We start from the raw sequence: 18,148 nt of genomic DNA, 5'->3' as shown, positions 1-18,148 counted from the left end.
CTTTCGGAGAAGAATGGATTCTTTTTTTTAAAATTTTTTCAGTTCCATTATTTGATAAGCGCGAGTTTGAAATTTGACTCTTAGATAAAACGATCACTGGACGTTGCGAAGATTTAAACCTTTGTTGTGCCATCGAAAGAGAAACTCGTCGCGACATTTCTTGACTACGTTAAGGGCCAAAAACAACCGCGCTGCACGTTTTCGTGCTATCTCGCTCCCAAACACCCACAAGTGAACTGAATCTTTCAAAGAGTTTGTCGGAACTACGACAATCCTCTGTGAAAAATCGCGCGCCCCGCCCAAATTTCGGGTGGAGGGGGGCGCGGGGGGCGGGAAAGACTCCGGAAACTTTGCTATATCAGAAAATCATAATTTTGCAAGAAAAAAGTCTCGAATGTAGGAACTCCTGCAAACATTCCCATTGAGGTCCACATAGTTTTCCAACTTGTGGGTATGGAAATATGGCTCATACGGGTCGCTCTTTATGTTCTTTTTAGTAAATGTGCGGTGATCGTTTGCCCGATCAAGTTGAGGATCTGAACGCTCAAAAAGCTGATCATCAAAATTTCTTTTTCGAGATCCAAGACCTGAAAGGAATTTTTCCACCAACGAAAAAGGATAAAGCCGAATAATAGGCCGACAAACAGAATCATCCGCGCCGAATACCAAAACAAAAGGTCTTCCGAAAGATGATTCAACTTCGAATATAGACTCAGCTCCGAATTTTTTCTCGCTCCTAAAAATAGGCCGATGGCCCAGACCGTTTGTCCAAGAGTAGCCACCAAAAGCGAAACGGTAAGGGAATGAATTCCAAAAATATGAAACGGTCCTATCGTTATGATTCCGGTTGTATAACCCACGATCGTTATCGTCCAACCGATAAAAAAAAGCCCAAAACCGGAATAGTAAAATAATTGCTGGGAATGGATGAGAATCTGCAAAAGGTGTCTCATCCCGTCTCTCCAAGTTCTCAGGTGCGGAATTCTTCCCGCAACGTCCGGATACAAACTGATCGGAACGTGCGAAAGTTTCACACCGCTCCTCAATGCCTTTACGAGCATTTCGGAAGCGAACTCCATTCCAGTACTTTCGATCTCCCATTCGAGGTATTTCTTTTTTAGAAAACAACGGAACCCGGAATTAGCGTCTTGAACACGATTTCCTTTTTTCGAATATAAGAGATTGATAATCCAATTGATGACCGGCGTTCCAAGATAACGGTGTAAAAAAGGCATCGCCCCTTTATGGATTTTCCCGCTCAAACGGGATCCGATCACAAATTCGGCCCCCTTTTCCATTTCTGCGAGAAGAGCCGGTGATTCCAAAAAGTCATAAGTATTATCCGCGTCCGCGAAAAGTATGATCTCACCGACGGCGTTTGTGATTCCGAAGTTTAACGCGGCTCCGTATCCTCGTTCTTTGCAGTTTACGACCCTAGCTCCGAACTTTTTTGCGATCACAATCGACTTATCCTCGCTACCGTTGTCGGAGACAAGAATTTCAACATTGTACTGTTTTAGATCTTTTTTAAGTTTTACGAGCTTTTCCAAAACAAGAGGAAGCGTTTTCTCTTCGTTTAAACAAGGGATTACATAGGTGATGTTTTTTTTCTTCATAGTTTAAAATTCCGGATTTTCTACTTACGGAGGATGATCACTCTCATTCCGTAAAACAACTGATCTTTTCGATCGAATATTTTCTTTGAAAAAAGCGAGTCGATCTCTTGCAAGTCCAGATATTTCCAGGAAGTTTCCAAGATCACAAGATTCTTCCTTTTTGAATCCTTTATAAAAAGTTCGGCCTCTTCCTTGCTGTATATTTTAGGTGTCATCCCTGTAATACCGCCCGTTTTCAAAAAGTATTCCATATTGTAGGAATGAGATGAACAGAGAAGCGTATATTCCTCCGGATGATCCTGGATCGCCGATAGAATATACTGAGAACTCTCTCTCCACTGCTCTTTGTAAGGTTTGTAAAAATGCCGGGTGAAGTAATAAAGAGAAACAAGAGAAATGATAATAAGAATCGTCTCCAGTCGTTTTCCTTTGTAGATGGGAAAAAGGGAAAATCCGCTCGCGATTAAAAAATACAACGCCGGAGCCGTGACCAAAAGATTTCTCGCAGTAATCAACGGTTGAATCGAGGAAAGAATCCCAAGAACCGCCGAAAAAACCAAAAAGGTAATCAAAAGAAGAATTACGGATTTCTTATGTTCTTCTTCCAAACTCGCGGAATCGATCCCGCCTTCTTTTTTACGAAAGTAAAGCGAGGCAAAACCTACGAACAATGCCAAGGAAGCGACAATTCCCGGTATAAACTTTTTAAAAATTCCGGAATGAAAGATCAAATCGAAGAAGACCACAAACGCGGTCAATCCCGCCTCCGGAATCCAAGAGGCAATCCCGATCTTATCCGAATTAAAAAGAAGATACAAAGCCGGAAGAAATAGAACGGCAAAAAGAATTCCGGATAAAAATTCCGTTTTCGGAAATTTTTTTGTAAAGATCCAACGAGAAATAAAAATTCCGAGAAAAACGGAAGCCGACCAGATAAATCCGAAAAAATGAGTATACGAAGCGAGCAGAGAAACGATCAGGATCCAGAGATAAACTTGGGTCCGACTTTCTTTTTCAGTTTCATACACGGATCGAAGTACGAATGCGAGTTGTATCGTACAAAACAAAACTAGAAGACTATACGATCTGAGTTCCTGCGAATAATAGATAAGCCCGGTTGAAAGAGCGAGTAACGCGGATACTGAAATCTTAATTCTTCCGCTCAAACCCTTTGGCGAAAAGGCGTAAAACGCAAGCGGGACCAAAAGACCCGCGATCGCGCTGAGCAATCTTCCAAAAAATACAGTAGGAGAAAACGTCTGAAACCAAAAAAACAAAAGTGTCTGATAAAGAGGCGGGTGTGGATCGTTTTTCATCCAATCCCAGAGTGCAACCAGTGAAGATTCAGACGAAGCTCGAATCGAGAAAAGTTCGTCCTCCCAGGGACTCTGCAAATCCAAACGAAAAAGACGAAAGAAGGCGCCTAACGCAAAGATAATAAGAAATACTCTGAGATCCGAATTTCGTTTTAATTCCTCGATATAGCCCTTCACACGACTCATTCGATCACCAGATTCCCATAATTCTTCTGTAGAGATCTGTTTCGAGAATTCCTTTTGGATCGTATTTCTTTTTTAAAGAATGAAAAGTTTCCAAATTCTTTTTCGGGAAGGCTCTTTGAACGATTTCGGGTCGAAGAGTGCTGTCTTTTGCAAAGTAAAACTTACCGCCGAATTTCAATACGGTTTCGTCTAACTCACCCGCGAGTTCCCAGAGTTTCTTTTTGTTTCCGGAGGTAACAGGAAAATCCATCGCCATCGAATATCCGTCCAACGCGTGTGTGAGTAAAAAAGGATCGGGTCTGTGTTTTTTAAACACCGCGAGCCAGGTGATAATTCCTCGTTTTTGACAGATTCTTAAAATTTCGGAAAACGCGTCGACCGCGTTCTCTTTCGGTATAAAACTCTGATACTGAATCATCGATCCCGGTTTGTACATAAACTTCCAATTCGGAACGTAATCCAAAAGAAAGGCGTATTCCGCGTGACCTTGCATATAAGGTTTGTTGTTCGTAAGATAACCCGAAATGAACTTTGCAAAATTCACTAGGCGCATTCCCAAATTATTGGAAAACGGAAGCATAAAGATCCACATCCAAGACTTAGGAATGATTCCCAAAAACGTAGTTGGTAGATTCTGGTTTTCTAATTTACAATTCTCGGGAAACTCGGGGTCTTCTCCCTTTTTCAAATGAACCGCTTTGTGAATCTGCCCTCTTCCAAGAGAACTTCCGGAAGCAAAGGCGTCCACCCAACCTACGAGATAATCCGAATTCTTATATTCCCTTTCGAAATAGTCGTACATGTCCTGAAGATTTTTACTGACCACGGGCCATACTTTCATCTTTCCAGCGTAGATATGTTTTAACTGGATCGTTACGGTCAAAAAGGCGCCGAGCATTCCAAAGCCGGAAATCGCTCCGAAAAATAGATCCTGATTTTTTTTTCTGGAACAGGTGAGGACCTTTCCGTCCGGGGTCATAAAAGTGAATTCTTGAACGTGATCTCCGATCGGACCCACGGCAAAATTGTTTTTCCCGTGAATATTCATCGAAAGAGCCCCGCCTAACGTCGGAAACATGGTCCCGCTTACGACGGGAGGCCAGTATCCTTTTTCGATTCCGAATTCCCAGAGTTGTTTGATCGTAACCCCGGATTCGGCTTTAAGAATTCCGGTCTTTGCGTTGAATTCTAAGATCCGATTGTATTTCGAGATATCAATCACAACACCTTTTGTGTTGGTCGCCGCGTCTCCGTAACTGCATCCGCCGCCTCGAAACGTCAGCTTGAGTTTTTTCTGATCCGCATAGGCGAATAGATTTTTAAAGTCCTCTTCCTTTTCCGGAAAAACAACCGGCGAAATCGAATGATGATTCATTCCCCAGGCTTCCACCTTTGTCGCTTCAGGAAGATGAATTTCAACAAAAGACTTTTTTGTCTTCGCCGGTTTTACATTTGCGGTTTTAGAAGAAGCCGACTTCTTCTTAGGAGAAGCTTTGGATGCGGTTGCCATAGTGTTTTTACCCTTTCAATCGATTCAGGTTTTAGATAGAAAGACGTTTGAAGATAAAAGAAGGAATCATTCGAATGATCAGCCCCACAAGTCCCCAACGAGCCGGAACATAGATACATTCCTTGCCGGAGTCCGCCGCTTTGAGAATGATGGAAGCCGCTTCTTTTGCGGTGATCAGCCAGAAAAGTCCTTTCATTCCTTGTGTCATCGCCGTATCGATAAAACCCGGTTTTACCGTGAGCACTTGGATTCCCAAAACTCCGAGACGATTGCGAAGAGCTTCGAGATACGTATTCATCCCGGCCTTCGAAGTATTGTAAACGGGGTTCCCTCTTCTTCCGCGGTCTCCAGCGATCGAAGAGATTCCGATGATCTTTCCGCTTTTCTGATTTTGAAAGTAGAACGCGGCCGGATTCAACCAAGCCACACAACCGAGAAGATTTGTATTCAACATCTCGATATCTTTTGTAGTATCGAATTCATCCGGTTTGATATCATACATGATTCCGGATGCGTAATAGATCTCGTCGAGACCCTTCATGGATTTTACAGCTTTTTGAAACGCAGAATCCACTTGATCGAAATTGGTAACATCCTGTTTGATAATAAATGCTTTTGTTTCCTTGGAAGTGTTAAAAGGAGCCGCGATGGATTTTAATTCCTTATCCCGACGGGCGACCAGGGTCACCGTATGTCCTTGTTCCAAAAGAAGGAGTGAAAGTTCTTTTCCGATTCCGCTCGATGCACCGACGACGATGATTTTTTTTGCCATATTCATCCGTTTTACGGGAAGAAACGGAACTGACAAGTATGATTTAGAGTAGGAACTCTAACTCCAAGGGAAGTCCGGATGCTTTTTTTGAAAGGCTTCCGATTGGATCCAAAGATTCGAGTCCGGTTCGCGAATTTCCGAAGGAGTCCAATATTTTTTGTAATCCATATCCGGATGTCCGGGAAGAAAATAACCGAGGTGGTAGAACTTCATCCCCAGTTTCTGCGCGTGAAGAATGGAACAGAGAATGGCAAAACTCCCCAGACTTCTCTCCGGAAAATCGGGATCATAGACCGAATATACGGCCGAAAGAGAATCGGACGCGACGTCCAGAATGAGAAAACCGACGATCCGTTCCTCAAACCATAGAGTCATCTCCAAAGAATTCTCTGGATAACCGAAAAGATTCCAGCGCATCCCTTCTAAAAGTTCCTGATCGGATTCTTCCTTCACAAAATTTTCATAGCGGGATCTTTGATAACGAAGATAGAGAATTTCTTTTTCTGCAGTGAGTTCGGGCCGGCCAAAACGAATCCTCAAATCCGCATTCGTTTTCAAAAGTCTTCGGCGGTTGCGGCTCGGAACAAAAAGATCCAAGGGCATTCGATAACTCAGACAATCCTGACAACCGTTACAAGCCGCTCTATAAAGAATGTTTCCCGTTCTTCGAAAACCGGAATCGAAAAAAAACTGAAGGGCTTCTTGGGCGATCTCACCCTGAAACGGAAGGTATTGAATCTGGCTCGGACGATCGGGATAGTAGGAGCAATTTTTTTCCGGACTGATCGGAAGAGAATCCACGAGGTCTTGCAGTTTTTGTTGGATCATCTTTGGAAAAGAATGTCACAAAGGACGAGACTCGTAAAGTTTTTTAGGGAAAACTCGACGAAAGACGCGGTTGTTTTCAACATGGCAAAGAAACTCAATTTCGTGCAAGGATCAAAAAACTCGGAAATGCACAGTCTTTTTATGAACTTCGAAATCAAAAAACGCGGACTTCGCATCGCATTAATTTTCACTCTTGCGAGTCTTGTATCCTTTCTCCTCGGAAACGCGGTCTTACAATTCATTCTTCTGGGAATCGGAATTCTTCTGTTTGGATTTACTCTTTTTTTACCCGAAACTGCCTATTCTTTTACGAGCTGGGGTTTGGAATTCATTCTAAACTTCTTGAGCATGTTTGTAAAGGGAGGACTTCTGTTGTTCTACATTCTTATCTGGAAACCGGTTTTGTTCGTGACGGATCTCTTTCGCGGAGATAAGAATTCTTGATTGAGATCTATTGCGACGGAGCTTCCAAGGGAAACCCAGGGCCTTCCTCGATCGGGGTCGCCGGACTGATGGACGGCAAAGAAGAATTCACCCTTTCCGAAAAAATCGGAGAAGCTACGAACAACGTCGCGGAATGGACGGCCCTCAAACGAGGTCTGGAAGAATGTATCCGAAGAAAGTTTGATTCCGTCCATGCGTTTATGGATTCCGAACTCGTAGTCCGACAAGTGACGGGAAGATATAAGGTAAAACATCCCAATCTTTTGGAATACAAAAAGGAAGTGGACAAACTCGTTTCCACGTTACAATCTTTCCAGATCACCCATGTTCCCCGTGAAAAAAACTCACTCGCCGATCGACTCGCCAACGAAGCCTTTACAAAGTAAAACGAATTCCTCGAACACAGACGGATTTCTATCTTTGAGAAGAATCTGGATTCTACTCTTCGCATTTGGATTCTTTTTAGAATGTGGGAACTCCCTCAAAAACAAACTTCTTTCTCTTCAAAAGGAAGAAAAGTTCGAGGAGATGCTTCTTCTTTGTCTTTCCGAAAAAGAAACGCCCGAAACCAAGGAACTCTGCGACTTTGCCGCCGAAAAGACCGCCCTCGGAATCGACAAAATTCTTTCCGAAAAAACGGAACTTCCCTTTAGTCAAATCACGGTCGACCCGGAATGGAAACAAAAGATCGATCGGATTTTGGAGAACAACACAACCCTTCGAAATCGATACGGAAATCTCTGGAAAAAAATGATTCAAAATGACTGAATTGGATCCCTCCGTTTTGATCGGGAAAATCCCCGAACCCTTTCGCTCCGATATCCTTTCTCTCACACAAACGATCCTCGGCGCAGGCGGAGAATGTTACGTCGTAGGCGGCTCCGTCCGCGACTTAGTTCTCAATCGCGAACCGGAAGAATTCGATCTCACGACTTCTCTCTTACCCGAACAAATTCTTTCGCTTTTTAAAAGGACGGTCCCGACCGGACTCAAACACGGAACCGTTACGGTCCTCGTTCACGATCGAGCCTATGAAGTCACTACGTTTCGAAAGGACGCGGACTATGTGGACGGACGGAGACCCGAGAGCGTAGAATTCGGAGTTTCCTTGAGTGAAGATCTCAAACGAAGAGACTTTACGATGAACTCACTCGCACTCGATCTAGAAAGAAAACGATTGATCGACGAACACGATGGACTCAAGGACATTCAGAATCAAATCATACGAACGATCGGAGATCCGATCGGAAGATTTACCGAAGACGGACTCAGACCCATCCGCGCCCTTCGTTTTGTGAGTAGTCTTGGATTCTCCTTGGATCCTCATACGGCGGAAGCGATCCGCGCCTGTAGAAATATCACGGCCAAGGTTTCCCGGGAACGAGTCCACGACGAACTCAATAAAACCTTGAAGAGCAAAGATCCCTTTCCCTCTCTCCAACTCTTCAGAGAATTTCAGATCTTAGAATTGTTTACAAACATCTCTCTCTATCCAAACGAGAACAAAATCGCGGCGGAAAAAATGAAGGAAATTCCTTCGTTTCCCTTGAGTCTTCGTTTAACATTTCTCCACTCCTGGCTATTCGGTTCGTTTGCGGTCGGACCTCACTCCAAACAATTCCTAAAGGATCTGCGCTATTCCAATCACAACACAAAGGATTCCCTTTTTTTTGCGGGAATTCTTCACGAGATTCTCCCTTGGAAGGATCAAATGGAAATCTCCGATACGGAACTCAGAAAGATTCTTTTACATCCGACCTGTGTTCACGCTGGGAGAGAAAATCTTTTGGCAGTTCTCGAACATATCCTCAGACTCTGCTACGTTTATGAGCCTTCTCTTCAAGCCATCTTGGATTCTTCTCGTGTTCTTGGTTTGGCGAAGGAGCCTCAAGCCCTTCTTGTAACCGAACTCGCGCTTCGGGGAGAGGACATTCTCAAACACAGACCGAAACTTCCTCCGAAGGAAATGGGAACTGTCCTTTCCAAACTTCTGTCTCATGTCCTGGAAAATCCTTCCGAAAACCAAAAAGAACTCCTCCTCGGCTTGATCCCTTCTGAATTCTCTCTCCAATAGTGTTCATTTTATAAGCATTTGTCCCAATAAAACGCCCCGTCATTCACTCTTGCTTCAATCTATAAGCACCATAATCCTTTAGATCTACGAAAATCTGCACTTTTTTCAGCTAAATTCCCTAATTTGAACGCTGGCACACATTTTGCATATAAAGGGCATAGGAGATTTAGGAGAATGATGAGAATAAAAACATTAAGCCTCGTTGCTTCTGTCCTCTGTCTTGTAGGAACTTCCCAAGTCTTTGCCCAGACTGGAAAAAAACCTGCAGCAGAAGCGGCAGTTGCACCCGCGCCGGCTAAAGCGGCCGAGCCAGAAGATAAGAAATGGTATGATCAGGTTGAATTTTCAGGGTTTGCGGACGTGTATTACATGTACAACCTCAACCCGAAACAAGGAAACGACGTTGATGCAACCCGTGCTTTCGAAACCAGCAACAAGAACTTTGCCGTAAACGCAGTAGCGCTTACGATTCAGAAAGCCGCTGAAAAAAGTTCTCCTTGGGGTTTTAGAATCGACTTCCAAAACGGTCAAAACAACGCGTTTCAGGAAGCTCCGTATTCTCAGAGCAACAGTATCTACAACTACAATATGCTAAAACAAGCATATGTCAGTATGTATTTTCCGGTTATGAAAGGGATGACTTTGGACGTCGGTAAGATGGCTACACATATCGGTTACGAACTTCTCGAATCGATGAGTAACCCGAACTACTCGATAGGGGCCATCTTCCAAAACACGATCCCTTTCATTCACACCGGTGCTCGTTTGACAACTCAGTTTACGGATAAATGGGCTGGAACCTTTTATATCTACAACAGTGGAGCTGGTACTGGTTACAACTCTCCTGCAAACTTTACTACCGCTCCAACACAGATCATTACCGATCCGACTTATAGCGGTAGCGCTGCAGGAAAGAGCTACTTCGTAGAAGGTCAGTCCGAAAGAAAAGCGGTTGGAACTCAAATCAAAGGAACTTTGATTGAAGACAAACTTTCCATCACTTGGAACACTTTGTATTCCAGCGACGGAGCGGCTTCTCGTGTCGATCCAATGAAAGCTGCATTGGCGACCGAAATGGCCACTGCGATGGGTGATGCGAACATCGGTAAATACAATGTTGCGAATCCTCAAAGAGCGAAATACAACAAAGACTACTGGTTCATGAACCACGCGATCCTCTCCATCACTCCGACGGACAAGATCACGATCGACTTGGATTACACTTGGAGCGAAAAGTCCGGAGCTCTTGCAAACAACAGCTTGGATCAAAAACGTTACAACGTGGATGCAACCGGTGCGGAAGTTTTCAACAAGGATACCCTTTTCTACGGTTTGAACAACAAACGCGACGCAAAAACCACTTACAAAGCTTACGGAGTTTGGGCTAAGTTCAAAATCAACGAAGCATGGGGTATAAACGTTCGTGGTGAGTATATCGACGACAAACACAACAACGGTGCGCTGACTACTTTTAATCCTTTCATGGGTGTTAACACTTATGTGAGCGAATACAAAAAGGCTACCGACTTAGCGATCGCCGAAACCGTTGCGACCGCCTTAGCTGCCGATCCGACTCTTGGTGGTTTTGCGATCACAAAAGAACAAGTATTGGAAGCGATGAGCGACGATTACAAAAACTACGGCGGAACCAGAAACGCAGGACAGTATAAAACTCTTACAATTACTCCTGTGTGGAACTTTACCGAGAACCTCATAATCAAATTGGATCTTCGTAGAGACTGGGCTGCGGGTAAACAATTCGTAGATCAGAAAGGTGACAAACAAGACTACCAAAACGGTCTGACTTTAGGTGTTGTTGCCAAGTTCTAATACTTAGGCAAAGGATCTCAAGTTTTAGTAATAAAAAGGCGCTTCTTTACGGAAGCGCCTTTTTTAAAAAAGAGAAAGCAGCATGAAATTCAGAGAAATCTTACACAAATCAAAAACTTCCTGGAGAGGATTTTCTTCTTCCTCGCAAACCTCGTCCGGAATCAAAATTCCAAAAAACAACACCTCTTACAAAGGAATGGATGTAAGTCCCCTTCCCTTTGCCGAAAATCTTCTGACGGAACAACAGCTCTTATACATTTCCGAGTATTATCTCGCCCTTCGCTAAAACAATTCGGCTTCCTCTTTTTAGAAGCCGATTGATTCTCTTCGGGACATTCTTTTTCGATCGTAAAAGAAGTTTTTTCACCCGATCTAAAAAAGTCGCTCCTTCCCTTTTACTGCCCTTAAGAAGATAAGAAGAATTCTACACTTAGATTTTACTTCTTCGACTTGTTCGTCGGACCGGATTTGGTCTTCTTATCCTTCGTCGTGGAAGAAGAACTTTTCTTTTTACCGTTGTTCTTTGGCAAAGAAGGAATCTCTTCGGCTTCGTATTCTTCCATCGTGTACTGATCCAGATAAGAATACGGTTCTAAGTCCGTTTTTTTCTTTGGAATCCCGAAGGTTTTTCTTTCGCCGACCAGGATCAGATAGAGAGAAGGCAACACGGTAAGAACCAACAAAAGCGCTGAAAAAAGACCCCCGACGATCACCGTTGCCAGCGGTCTTTGTACATCGGATCCGACTCCGGACGCAAGCGTCGCAGGAATCAAACCAAGAAGGGCCAAAAGCATCGTCATGAGCATCGGTCGAAGCTGAATCACCGCGGCTTTTTTTACGGCTTCCCGAACGGTCAGATCCTCGTCTTCCGTCAGAATCAGATTAGTCCTCGAGACAAAAAGAACCCCGGACATCGTCGCAATTCCGAAAAGAGAAATAAAACCCACACCTCCGGAAACGTTAAAGTAATAACCTCGAAGTAAAAGCGCGTAAATTCCTCCCACAAGAGAAAGCGGCAAACAAGCGAGAGCGACATAGACATACTTAAAGTTTTTATAAAGTAGATAAAGAACCGCAAAGATGATCGCGATCGTCACGGGAATCACCATCATAAGCCTGGTTCCGACCCGGGAAAGGTTCTCGTATTGTCCTCCGTAACGAATCTCATAGCCGTCGGGAAGTTTTACTTTTTGTTTTATGCGTTTTTGCAATTCCGCGACAAAACCGCCCTGATCCCTTCCTCGGATGTTAGTCCTAACGGTAACGGTTCTTCTTCCTTCCTGACGAAAGATCATCGTAGGCCCCTCTTCCAGCGTTACCTGCGCCACTTCGGAAAGAGGAATTCTTTCTCCTTTGGGAGAGATGATCGGCATATTTTCGATGGCTCTCTGCGAGGTTCTGTAGTCCTTTGAAAAACGAACCACAATTCCAAAACGAGCCGGTGTTTTCGGTGGAATATCAGACGGACCTTCGTAGAGAGTATCGATTCTCTGCATTCCGATCGCGGCTTCCACCATCTGTTGAATGTCGACGACGTTGATCCCGAAACGAGCTGCTGCCTCTCGGTCGATCCGAATCGTAAGCTGAGAACTGTCCCCTTCTTGTTCGATACCGAATTCACTGGCTCCCTTCATTTCTTTTACGATATCAAGAACCTCTCCTCCGATTTCCCTCATTACTTTGAGGTCGTTTCCGGAGACAAAAACCGCAAGATCGGCGATCGTTCCCATGATCGCTTCGGAGAGGTTATCCATGATCGGTTGCGAAAAACTCACCCTCGCGCCGGGAAGACCGGCTTCCAGATCGTTTCTCATACGCAACAATAACTCTTGTTTGGTGATCTTTTCCTTCCAATCGTCGTAGTCTTTCAATCCGACGAGGACTTCCAGTCGGTTCGGCGGAAGAGGATCGGTTCCGTCGTCGTTTCTTCCCAACTGTGAGATTACGACGTTCACTTGTTCATTCTTATAAATCATCTGTCTGATTTTTGGAATGAACTTTCTGGATTCGGGAAGCGAGATTCCCACGGGAAAGAAAATTCTTAAATTAAAACCGCCCTCGTCCATCTCGGGTAAGAATTCGGTACCCAGAGAAAGGCCACCAATGACGAGTAACGTTCCCACCACGGAGAAACAAATCGTCACGACCCTTTTCGATCTTTCCACAAGATATTCGATGAGTCTTTCGTATTTTCTTTCCACCCATTCGTAGATCGGGTTGTGCCATTCGATCGGGCCAGGATTGGCGGACTCGAAATAATTTCGATAGATATACGACATCATCACCGGGATCGCCGTCATCGCAAAAATCAAAGCCCCGAGGATCGCGAAAGAAATCGTAAACGCCATCGGTTTAAAAAGTCGTCCTTCGATTCTTTCAAACGAAAAAATCGGAAGATATGCGAGTACGATGATCAAAATGGAGAAGATGATCTCGGTCCCAACTTCCGAAGCCGCGTCGACCGTAAATCGAATGATTCCTTTTGTTTTATCCGAAGGGGAAGCGTCCCGATAACGACGCATGATGTTCTCTACCATAATGACGGCGCCGTCGACGATGATCCCGAAGTCTATGGCGCCTAACGATAATAAGCTGGCGGGGATCCCGGTAAGATTCATCATCAAAAACGCAAAAAGCATCGCAAAAGGAATCGTAGCCACCACGACCATCGACGCCTTGACGCTCCCGATAAAAAAGATCAAAACCAAACTTACGACTACAACCCCTTCCACAAGGGTTTTACCGATGGTGCGTAACGTATAGTTTACGAGATCCGTTCTATCATAGGTGGTTCTCATCTGAACTCCGTCGGGGAGATAGTTTTCGTTGATCTCCTTGACCCGAGCTTTGATTCTTTCTCCCATGATATTCGGATCGCCCCATCTACGGATTGCGACCAAACCCTGTACGGAAGAATCGACGTCGATCAGACCTTCTTGGTCGTTCTGAACCGAATAACCAAGTACACCGCTCGGAATCGGATGTGAAATTTCCACGGTTCCCAAATCGCGGATAAAAACCGGAACCCCGTTTACCGTTTTTACCACGATGTTTTCGATATGTTTCGGATCACGGATTGCACCCAAAGATCGGATCGGAAATCCTTGTTCCCCTTGTAAAAGAAGATTTCCACCGGTGTTCAGGTTATTTTCCTGAATGGCCTTGATCACGTCGTTGATCGTAAGTTTATAACGGATCAACTTATCCGGAGTTGTCACGACGTGATATTGTTTCGGCAACCCCCCGAACGTAACCACGTCCGCGATCCCCGGAATCTGCAACATCTTCGGCATGATCACCCAATCTTGGATCGTTCTCAGTTCCATCTGGGTGTGGTTTGCGTTCGATTCCACAACGTATCTGAAAATTTCGCCGACCGGAGAACTCATCGGTCCGAGAGAAGGTTCCACTTCTGCGGGAATATCGGCGTCTCTCACCCTTTCCAGAAGTCTGGTTCTTGCAAAATAATCGTCGGTTCCGTCTTCGAAAACAAACTGAAATACGACTAAACCGTTGATCGTTCTGGATCTTCTCACCGCAACCTTCGGGATCGCATTTAAGACCCTTTCGATCGGAATCGTGACGCGTTCTTCCACTTCCACAGCGGCTTTTCCGGGAAACTTAGCGATCAAACGCACTTGAGTATCGGCTATATCGGAATATGCTTCTTTTCTAATATCGATCCAAGCCCAGGTTCCAAAAACGACCGATGCGATCGTAGCTGCGAGAGTGGCGATACGATAACGAAGTACAACTTCGATTAGATTTCGAATCATTGCGAAGACCTCGTATCAAAAAGATAACCGATTTGGATCAGAAGTTGCGGATTCTTATAATCGCCTTTTCCGATTCCTCCTCCCAATTGCAGGAAAAAATTTCCCAAAAGAAAATCGTAGGTCAAACCCACGTATTGTTGATTGAGATGAACCTTTTGACGGTCCCTGCTTTCATGTTCGAGATATAAGGCCAAGGTCGGATTTTGTTCGGTCACAAAAGAACGGAGAATCAAATCCTCGTAGGTCGGATCCCTGTGCTGATAACCGGGAAACGAGGAACCCGAAGGATAAGAATTCTGTCCTCCCCTGCCCACTTCCGGTTGAAACGGATCCACTTGAAACTTTCCGAATACAAGAGAAATACTATGTGCCACGACCGGAGTTTTCCAAAAACTATAACCGATATCGACCTGACCTCCCCACCAGTGAGGATTCCATTTGCCGCCGGAAGCTCTCAGAACGACGTCCTTATAATAATAACCTATGTTGAGATTTATACTTCCCGGAGAACCGACGCTCGCGCCGTAGACAAGAAAGTTCGTGGAATTCGGGAGCGTTTTTCCTTTGAGAGAGTTTTCATCCGCGCCTTCTTTACCGATTCGAGTTTTTCCGTCCGGTTCTTCGATCCATTCCGGCGAAGGATCGGATTTGGAGTCGTTTTTTTGACTTTGCCCCAGAAGAGAAACATTCAAAAAAACTGATATTATAAGTATGGATATGATTCTAAATTCTTTCATATTAAAAGCCGAAGCTGAGTCCCTTGAGTAAAATCGTTCCTTCCACGACTACTTTATCACCTTTGGTGAGACCTTCCACGACGGTGACTCTTTCTTCGCCGGAAGTACCCAAAATCACTTCTCTTCTGTAAAATTCACGAGGTGATTCTTCCACAAAAACATAACTTCTGCTTTCCACCGTAACGACGGAAGTAAACGGAATGACCACAGTATCTCCCTTTCTATCTTCCGGAAAACGAACCGTAGCAAACATCCCCGGTTTCAAAACGTAACCTTCGTTTCTAACCGCGATTCTTACCTTAACAGTACGAGTCGTGGGATCCACGTTGTCACCCAGAGCCTCAGCGGTTCCGATCCATGCGGTTTCCGGAAAGCTGGAAAATTTGAGTTTTACTTTTTTGCCTTTTTTCAAACTCTGAAGCTGCGATTCAGGAACGTCGCAGATGATCCAAGCGCTCAGGGCGCTCGCGTTTCTGAGTTGTGCCGGATTTAAACCCACGGCTCTTAACTTACCTTCAAATTCCGCGAGTTCGGCCTCGTCGTTTTCAGCTTCCGTCTCCGCTTCGATAAGATCTTTTTCGGTCGCGACCCTGTGTTTGAACATGTCCTTGATCCGTTCCAAGTTTTTGCGGGAACGGTTCAGGCTGTTTTTAGAATGAATGTAACCCACGTAGAGATCGTTTAGATCCGCAGATTCGAAAAGAATGATCTTTTCATCTCCGCTCATCGAAGGAGAAGAAGAAGCTATCAAACGGGCCGGCGCTTCCACTTCCACAAATTCTCCTTCCTTACCGATCTGAGCCGTTTTGATGATTTCCAAACCGGGACTGTTCTCTTTAAATTCGATCCATTCTCCCTTATCGTGAACGATCGCTTTGTTGGGCAATTGAATGTTCGGTTTTCCTCGTTTGGAAAGTCCGAGAACGGCAAGGGAAACGATAGCCACTACGGCTGCGAGTCCAAAAATGAATGTGGTACGTTTGTTAAAAGGTAATTTCATGATCAGTCTTCCTTCTTTGGATTCGTTGCGGGTTCCGCCAGTTTCGGAATGAGAATTCCCTGACCGACCGAGAAGTTGATCCCCTCGATCGCGTCCATACGATCCGTCTGCAGTTTTAGCATTTCTACGACGCTGGAGCGATAGGTTTCAAAAAAATCGGCAAATTCCAAAATCGTAATATAACGTTTTTCGTAACTAAGAATCATATCCTTCGAAAGGTCCAAATATTCCTTGGTATAGGTATTTCTGAATTTTCTGTAAAGATTGTCTTTGACTCTCGCGGTTTCGATGGAGACCGCGACTTCATTCTCCACTTCCAAAAGTGTATTTTTGAGTTCCTGTTTTTTGGAAAGAATGGCCTTTTCAGAAGCTTTGATATTTCCCTGATTTCGATCAAAGATAGGAATGTTCAACTGAGCGGTGACTCCCCAGTAGTTTTGAAAGGCGGTTCCGCCCCGGTTGTACATAGGGCCGAAAGCAAGATCGGGAATCGCGTTTGCGTGTTGTAGATCCAAGTTGGCCTCTTCGTAACGAAGGGCCTGGATCGCTTTTTTGAGATCGGGTCTTTTGTTTCTTGCGAGTTCGAGAAGTTCGTCTCTTTTTAACTTCGCGGGTTCCAAAAAGTCCAGATGTTCTTCGTTGATCCGGGGAACGATTTTGACGTCCGAATTTCTCAAAGAATCGTCGTTTAACAAAACTCTTAGATCGGCTTCCCTTTCCAAAATTCGAATATTCAAATCTTCTCTTTCTTTTTTAAGAAAGAAATAGAGGGCTTTGAGACGTAGCACTTCGGCTTGGAGAATCGCCCTTCTTTTGTAACCCATTTCCGCCGAGGAAACGGTTCTACCGAGGGCTTCCAAACTTTGATCGTAGAAAGTGATCGCCTGACGGTAGTAGTAGATCGCGTAAAAAAGTTTGCGAAGTTTGGTGACAAGACCGCGAGCGAGATCGTAGAATTCCTGTTCGCTCATACGCGCGTTCAATTCCGCGACACGAACCCGTTTTCCGATCTTACCTCCGAGCAAAAACAACTGTTGGATCTGGACGACGGTTTGCCCCGAGCGGGTAAAGTCGAAATATCTCTGAGTCGGTTCGGCGAAAATACTCTGATCGATAAAGATGTTCGGGTTTGCGTAGAGTCCGGCCTGTTCAATTCCCGCCTTACGAGCGTCGATGTTAAAACGCGAAGCCAACAAAAGAAGGTTGTTTCTCCAGAGTTTTTCTTCCGCGCTTTTGAGATCCAAATTGAACTCGACGGGAGTTCCGTTCGGAATCTCGGCTTGAATCGGACCTTCCGATTGGGTCGAACTGGCCGGAATCCCAAGACTCGGCGTCTCGCCGTTCGAAGAGGAAGACGCTGATTTGGATTCTTCTGGAAGAATGGGTTGCAGCGAGAGCAGAATTAAGAGCGTGAAAATCTTTCTCATAAGTTTTCCAGTTTTGTATGTTTACGGATCAAGTGATACGGTTCTCCGAGATTTCATCTTCCCCTAAAAAGGGCATACGATCACGAAATAGTGCGGCGCACTAAGCCAAGATCTATCGTTCGACAAAATTCTAACGATAGAATATTATAAATTTATAATTAAGCAATCGGCGGAGGAAGATTGAGGAGTAAGGAGGAAAGGAGGTAGTTGTATTGAGTTTTCGGAGCGAAAAAGTTTTTTTGAAAGAATTCGATCTCAGTTTTTGAAAGTTCAAAAAAATCGGAGAAAACGAGATCTAAAAAGTCGTAACGGCTTCGAAGCGGAATCGCAAAATCTTGAGAATCAAGTTCACACTGCAAACGGGCTTTTGTTTCTTTTTTATCAAGACGTTTTGCAAGAGCGGAATGAATCTCCGATCCTTTTGCATCCACAAATGCGAGATCAAACGTTCCGTCTTCTTCACAGGGTAATACGATTACCGCTGTAAGAGCCAGAATTAGAAGTCTGTGAAGCCAGTGGACCTGCATTCCAATCCACATTTCTTAGGTAGGGTTAGGCCTACAAACGTTTTTCAGCAATTTTGCTTAAAAAGAGGGCATCTAGTGCGTAGAATAACCTTACGCACAAGTGAA

Annotated in this window: 16 protein-coding genes; 6 read left to right on the top strand and 10 right to left on the bottom strand. The window is 44.6% G+C overall.

From position 1 onward, the window contains the following. Positions 1-482: 482 nt before the first annotated feature. The 5 genes from JWG44_RS18115 to JWG44_RS18095 are packed head-to-tail and all read right to left on the bottom strand — an operon-like array spanning position 483 to position 6,228. The gene (locus tag JWG44_RS18115; RefSeq protein ID WP_205276389.1) at positions 483-1,616 is read right to left on the bottom strand and encodes a glycosyltransferase family 2 protein; all 1,134 of its coding nucleotides are present in this window, start codon (positions 1,614-1,616) and stop codon (positions 483-485) included. 20 nt (positions 1,617-1,636) lie between these two features. After that, positions 1,637-3,118, bottom strand: coding sequence for a glycosyltransferase family 39 protein (locus tag JWG44_RS18110; protein WP_205276388.1), 1,482 nt, complete (start codon positions 3,116-3,118; stop codon positions 1,637-1,639). 4 nt (positions 3,119-3,122) lie between these two features. Continuing rightward, positions 3,123-4,628, bottom strand: a complete 1,506-nt coding sequence (locus JWG44_RS18105) for an FAD-binding oxidoreductase (protein WP_205276387.1) — start codon at positions 4,626-4,628, stop codon at positions 3,123-3,125. A gap of 31 nt (positions 4,629-4,659) precedes the next feature. Continuing rightward, complete coding sequence (locus tag JWG44_RS18100; RefSeq protein WP_205276440.1) at positions 4,660-5,400, bottom strand: SDR family NAD(P)-dependent oxidoreductase; 741 nt, start codon at positions 5,398-5,400, stop codon at positions 4,660-4,662. Positions 5,401-5,457: 57 nt separating this feature from the next. Continuing rightward, complete coding sequence (locus tag JWG44_RS18095; RefSeq protein WP_205276386.1) at positions 5,458-6,228, bottom strand: arginyltransferase; 771 nt, start codon at positions 6,226-6,228, stop codon at positions 5,458-5,460. A 126-nt stretch (positions 6,229-6,354) separates the two neighbouring features. Between JWG44_RS18095 and JWG44_RS18090 the strand changes: the two genes are divergently transcribed. The 6 genes from JWG44_RS18090 (at position 6,355) to JWG44_RS18065 (ending at position 10,862) form a co-directional block, all read left to right on the top strand. Beyond that, entirely contained in the window at positions 6,355-6,672 is a 318-nt protein-coding gene (locus JWG44_RS18090) for a hypothetical protein (RefSeq protein ID WP_205276439.1), read from the top strand. Then, entirely contained in the window at positions 6,669-7,058 is a 390-nt protein-coding gene (locus JWG44_RS18085; protein ID WP_205276385.1) for a ribonuclease HI family protein, read from the top strand. Before JWG44_RS18090 ends, JWG44_RS18085 begins: the two co-directional genes overlap by 4 nt. Before the next feature lie 34 nt (positions 7,059-7,092). Continuing rightward, the gene (locus JWG44_RS18080; protein ID WP_205276384.1) at positions 7,093-7,440 is read left to right on the top strand and encodes a hypothetical protein; all 348 of its coding nucleotides are present in this window, start codon (positions 7,093-7,095) and stop codon (positions 7,438-7,440) included. Further along, positions 7,433-8,746, top strand: coding sequence for a CCA tRNA nucleotidyltransferase (locus JWG44_RS18075; RefSeq protein WP_205276383.1), 1,314 nt, complete (start codon positions 7,433-7,435; stop codon positions 8,744-8,746). The genes JWG44_RS18080 and JWG44_RS18075 overlap by 8 nt, the downstream gene beginning before the upstream one ends. Before the next feature lie 174 nt (positions 8,747-8,920). Then, a complete protein-coding gene (locus JWG44_RS18070; protein WP_205276382.1) occupies positions 8,921-10,576 on the top strand; it encodes an outer membrane beta-barrel protein in 1,656 nt (551 codons plus the stop codon). Between the two features lie 82 nt (positions 10,577-10,658). Beyond that, complete coding sequence (locus JWG44_RS18065; protein WP_205276381.1) at positions 10,659-10,862, top strand: hypothetical protein; 204 nt, start codon at positions 10,659-10,661, stop codon at positions 10,860-10,862. 151 nt (positions 10,863-11,013) lie between these two features. On the opposite strand, the gene JWG44_RS18060 is transcribed toward JWG44_RS18065, so the two are convergent. From JWG44_RS18060 to JWG44_RS18040, 5 genes are all read right to left on the bottom strand, one after another. Then, the gene (locus JWG44_RS18060) at positions 11,014-14,352 is read right to left on the bottom strand and encodes an efflux RND transporter permease subunit (protein WP_205276380.1); all 3,339 of its coding nucleotides are present in this window, start codon (positions 14,350-14,352) and stop codon (positions 11,014-11,016) included. Next, positions 14,349-15,089, bottom strand: coding sequence for a hypothetical protein (locus JWG44_RS18055; protein WP_205276379.1), 741 nt, complete (start codon positions 15,087-15,089; stop codon positions 14,349-14,351). The genes JWG44_RS18060 and JWG44_RS18055 overlap by 4 nt, the downstream gene beginning before the upstream one ends. A gap of 1 nt (position 15,090) precedes the next feature. Beyond that, positions 15,091-16,089 carry an efflux RND transporter periplasmic adaptor subunit gene (locus tag JWG44_RS18050; protein WP_205276378.1) on the bottom strand — a complete coding sequence of 333 codons (999 nt, stop codon included), beginning with the start codon at positions 16,087-16,089 and terminating at the stop codon, positions 15,091-15,093. Positions 16,090-16,091: 2 nt separating this feature from the next. Next, positions 16,092-17,516, bottom strand: a complete 1,425-nt coding sequence (locus JWG44_RS18045) for a TolC family protein (RefSeq protein WP_205276377.1) — start codon at positions 17,514-17,516, stop codon at positions 16,092-16,094. Positions 17,517-17,674: 158 nt separating this feature from the next. Continuing rightward, complete coding sequence (locus JWG44_RS18040; RefSeq protein ID WP_205276376.1) at positions 17,675-18,043, bottom strand: hypothetical protein; 369 nt, start codon at positions 18,041-18,043, stop codon at positions 17,675-17,677. Positions 18,044-18,148: the final 105 nt, after the last annotated feature.

The organism is Leptospira ainazelensis (assembly GCF_016918785.1).
Classification (GTDB): Bacteria; Spirochaetota; Leptospiria; order Leptospirales; family Leptospiraceae; genus Leptospira; species Leptospira ainazelensis.
The sequence above is the reverse complement of the archived record's forward strand: the minus strand, read 5'-3'. Positions and strand labels throughout refer to the sequence as shown.

Coding starts and splice junctions, on each gene's coding strand:
- JWG44_RS18045 (WP_205276377.1), bottom strand. CDS start 17,516: ATGAGAAAGATTTTCACGCTCTTAATTCTGCTCTCGCTGCAACCCATT.
- JWG44_RS18075 (WP_205276383.1), top strand. CDS start 7,433: ATGACTGAATTGGATCCCTCCGTTTTGATCGGGAAAATCCCCGAACCC.
- JWG44_RS18065 (WP_205276381.1), top strand. CDS start 10,659: ATGAAATTCAGAGAAATCTTACACAAATCAAAAACTTCCTGGAGAGGA.
- JWG44_RS18055 (WP_205276379.1), bottom strand. CDS start 15,089: ATGAAAGAATTTAGAATCATATCCATACTTATAATATCAGTTTTTTTG.
- JWG44_RS18105 (WP_205276387.1), bottom strand. CDS start 4,628: ATGGCAACCGCATCCAAAGCTTCTCCTAAGAAGAAGTCGGCTTCTTCT.
- JWG44_RS18110 (WP_205276388.1), bottom strand. CDS start 3,118: ATGAGTCGTGTGAAGGGCTATATCGAGGAATTAAAACGAAATTCGGAT.
- JWG44_RS18090 (WP_205276439.1), top strand. CDS start 6,355: ATGCACAGTCTTTTTATGAACTTCGAAATCAAAAAACGCGGACTTCGC.
- JWG44_RS18115 (WP_205276389.1), bottom strand. CDS start 1,616: ATGAAGAAAAAAAACATCACCTATGTAATCCCTTGTTTAAACGAAGAG.
- JWG44_RS18100 (WP_205276440.1), bottom strand. CDS start 5,400: ATGGCAAAAAAAATCATCGTCGTCGGTGCATCGAGCGGAATCGGAAAA.
- JWG44_RS18050 (WP_205276378.1), bottom strand. CDS start 16,089: ATGAAATTACCTTTTAACAAACGTACCACATTCATTTTTGGACTCGCA.
- JWG44_RS18095 (WP_205276386.1), bottom strand. CDS start 6,228: ATGATCCAACAAAAACTGCAAGACCTCGTGGATTCTCTTCCGATCAGT.
- JWG44_RS18070 (WP_205276382.1), top strand. CDS start 8,921: ATGATGAGAATAAAAACATTAAGCCTCGTTGCTTCTGTCCTCTGTCTT.
- JWG44_RS18040 (WP_205276376.1), bottom strand. CDS start 18,043: ATGCAGGTCCACTGGCTTCACAGACTTCTAATTCTGGCTCTTACAGCG.
- JWG44_RS18060 (WP_205276380.1), bottom strand. CDS start 14,352: ATGATTCGAAATCTAATCGAAGTTGTACTTCGTTATCGTATCGCCACT.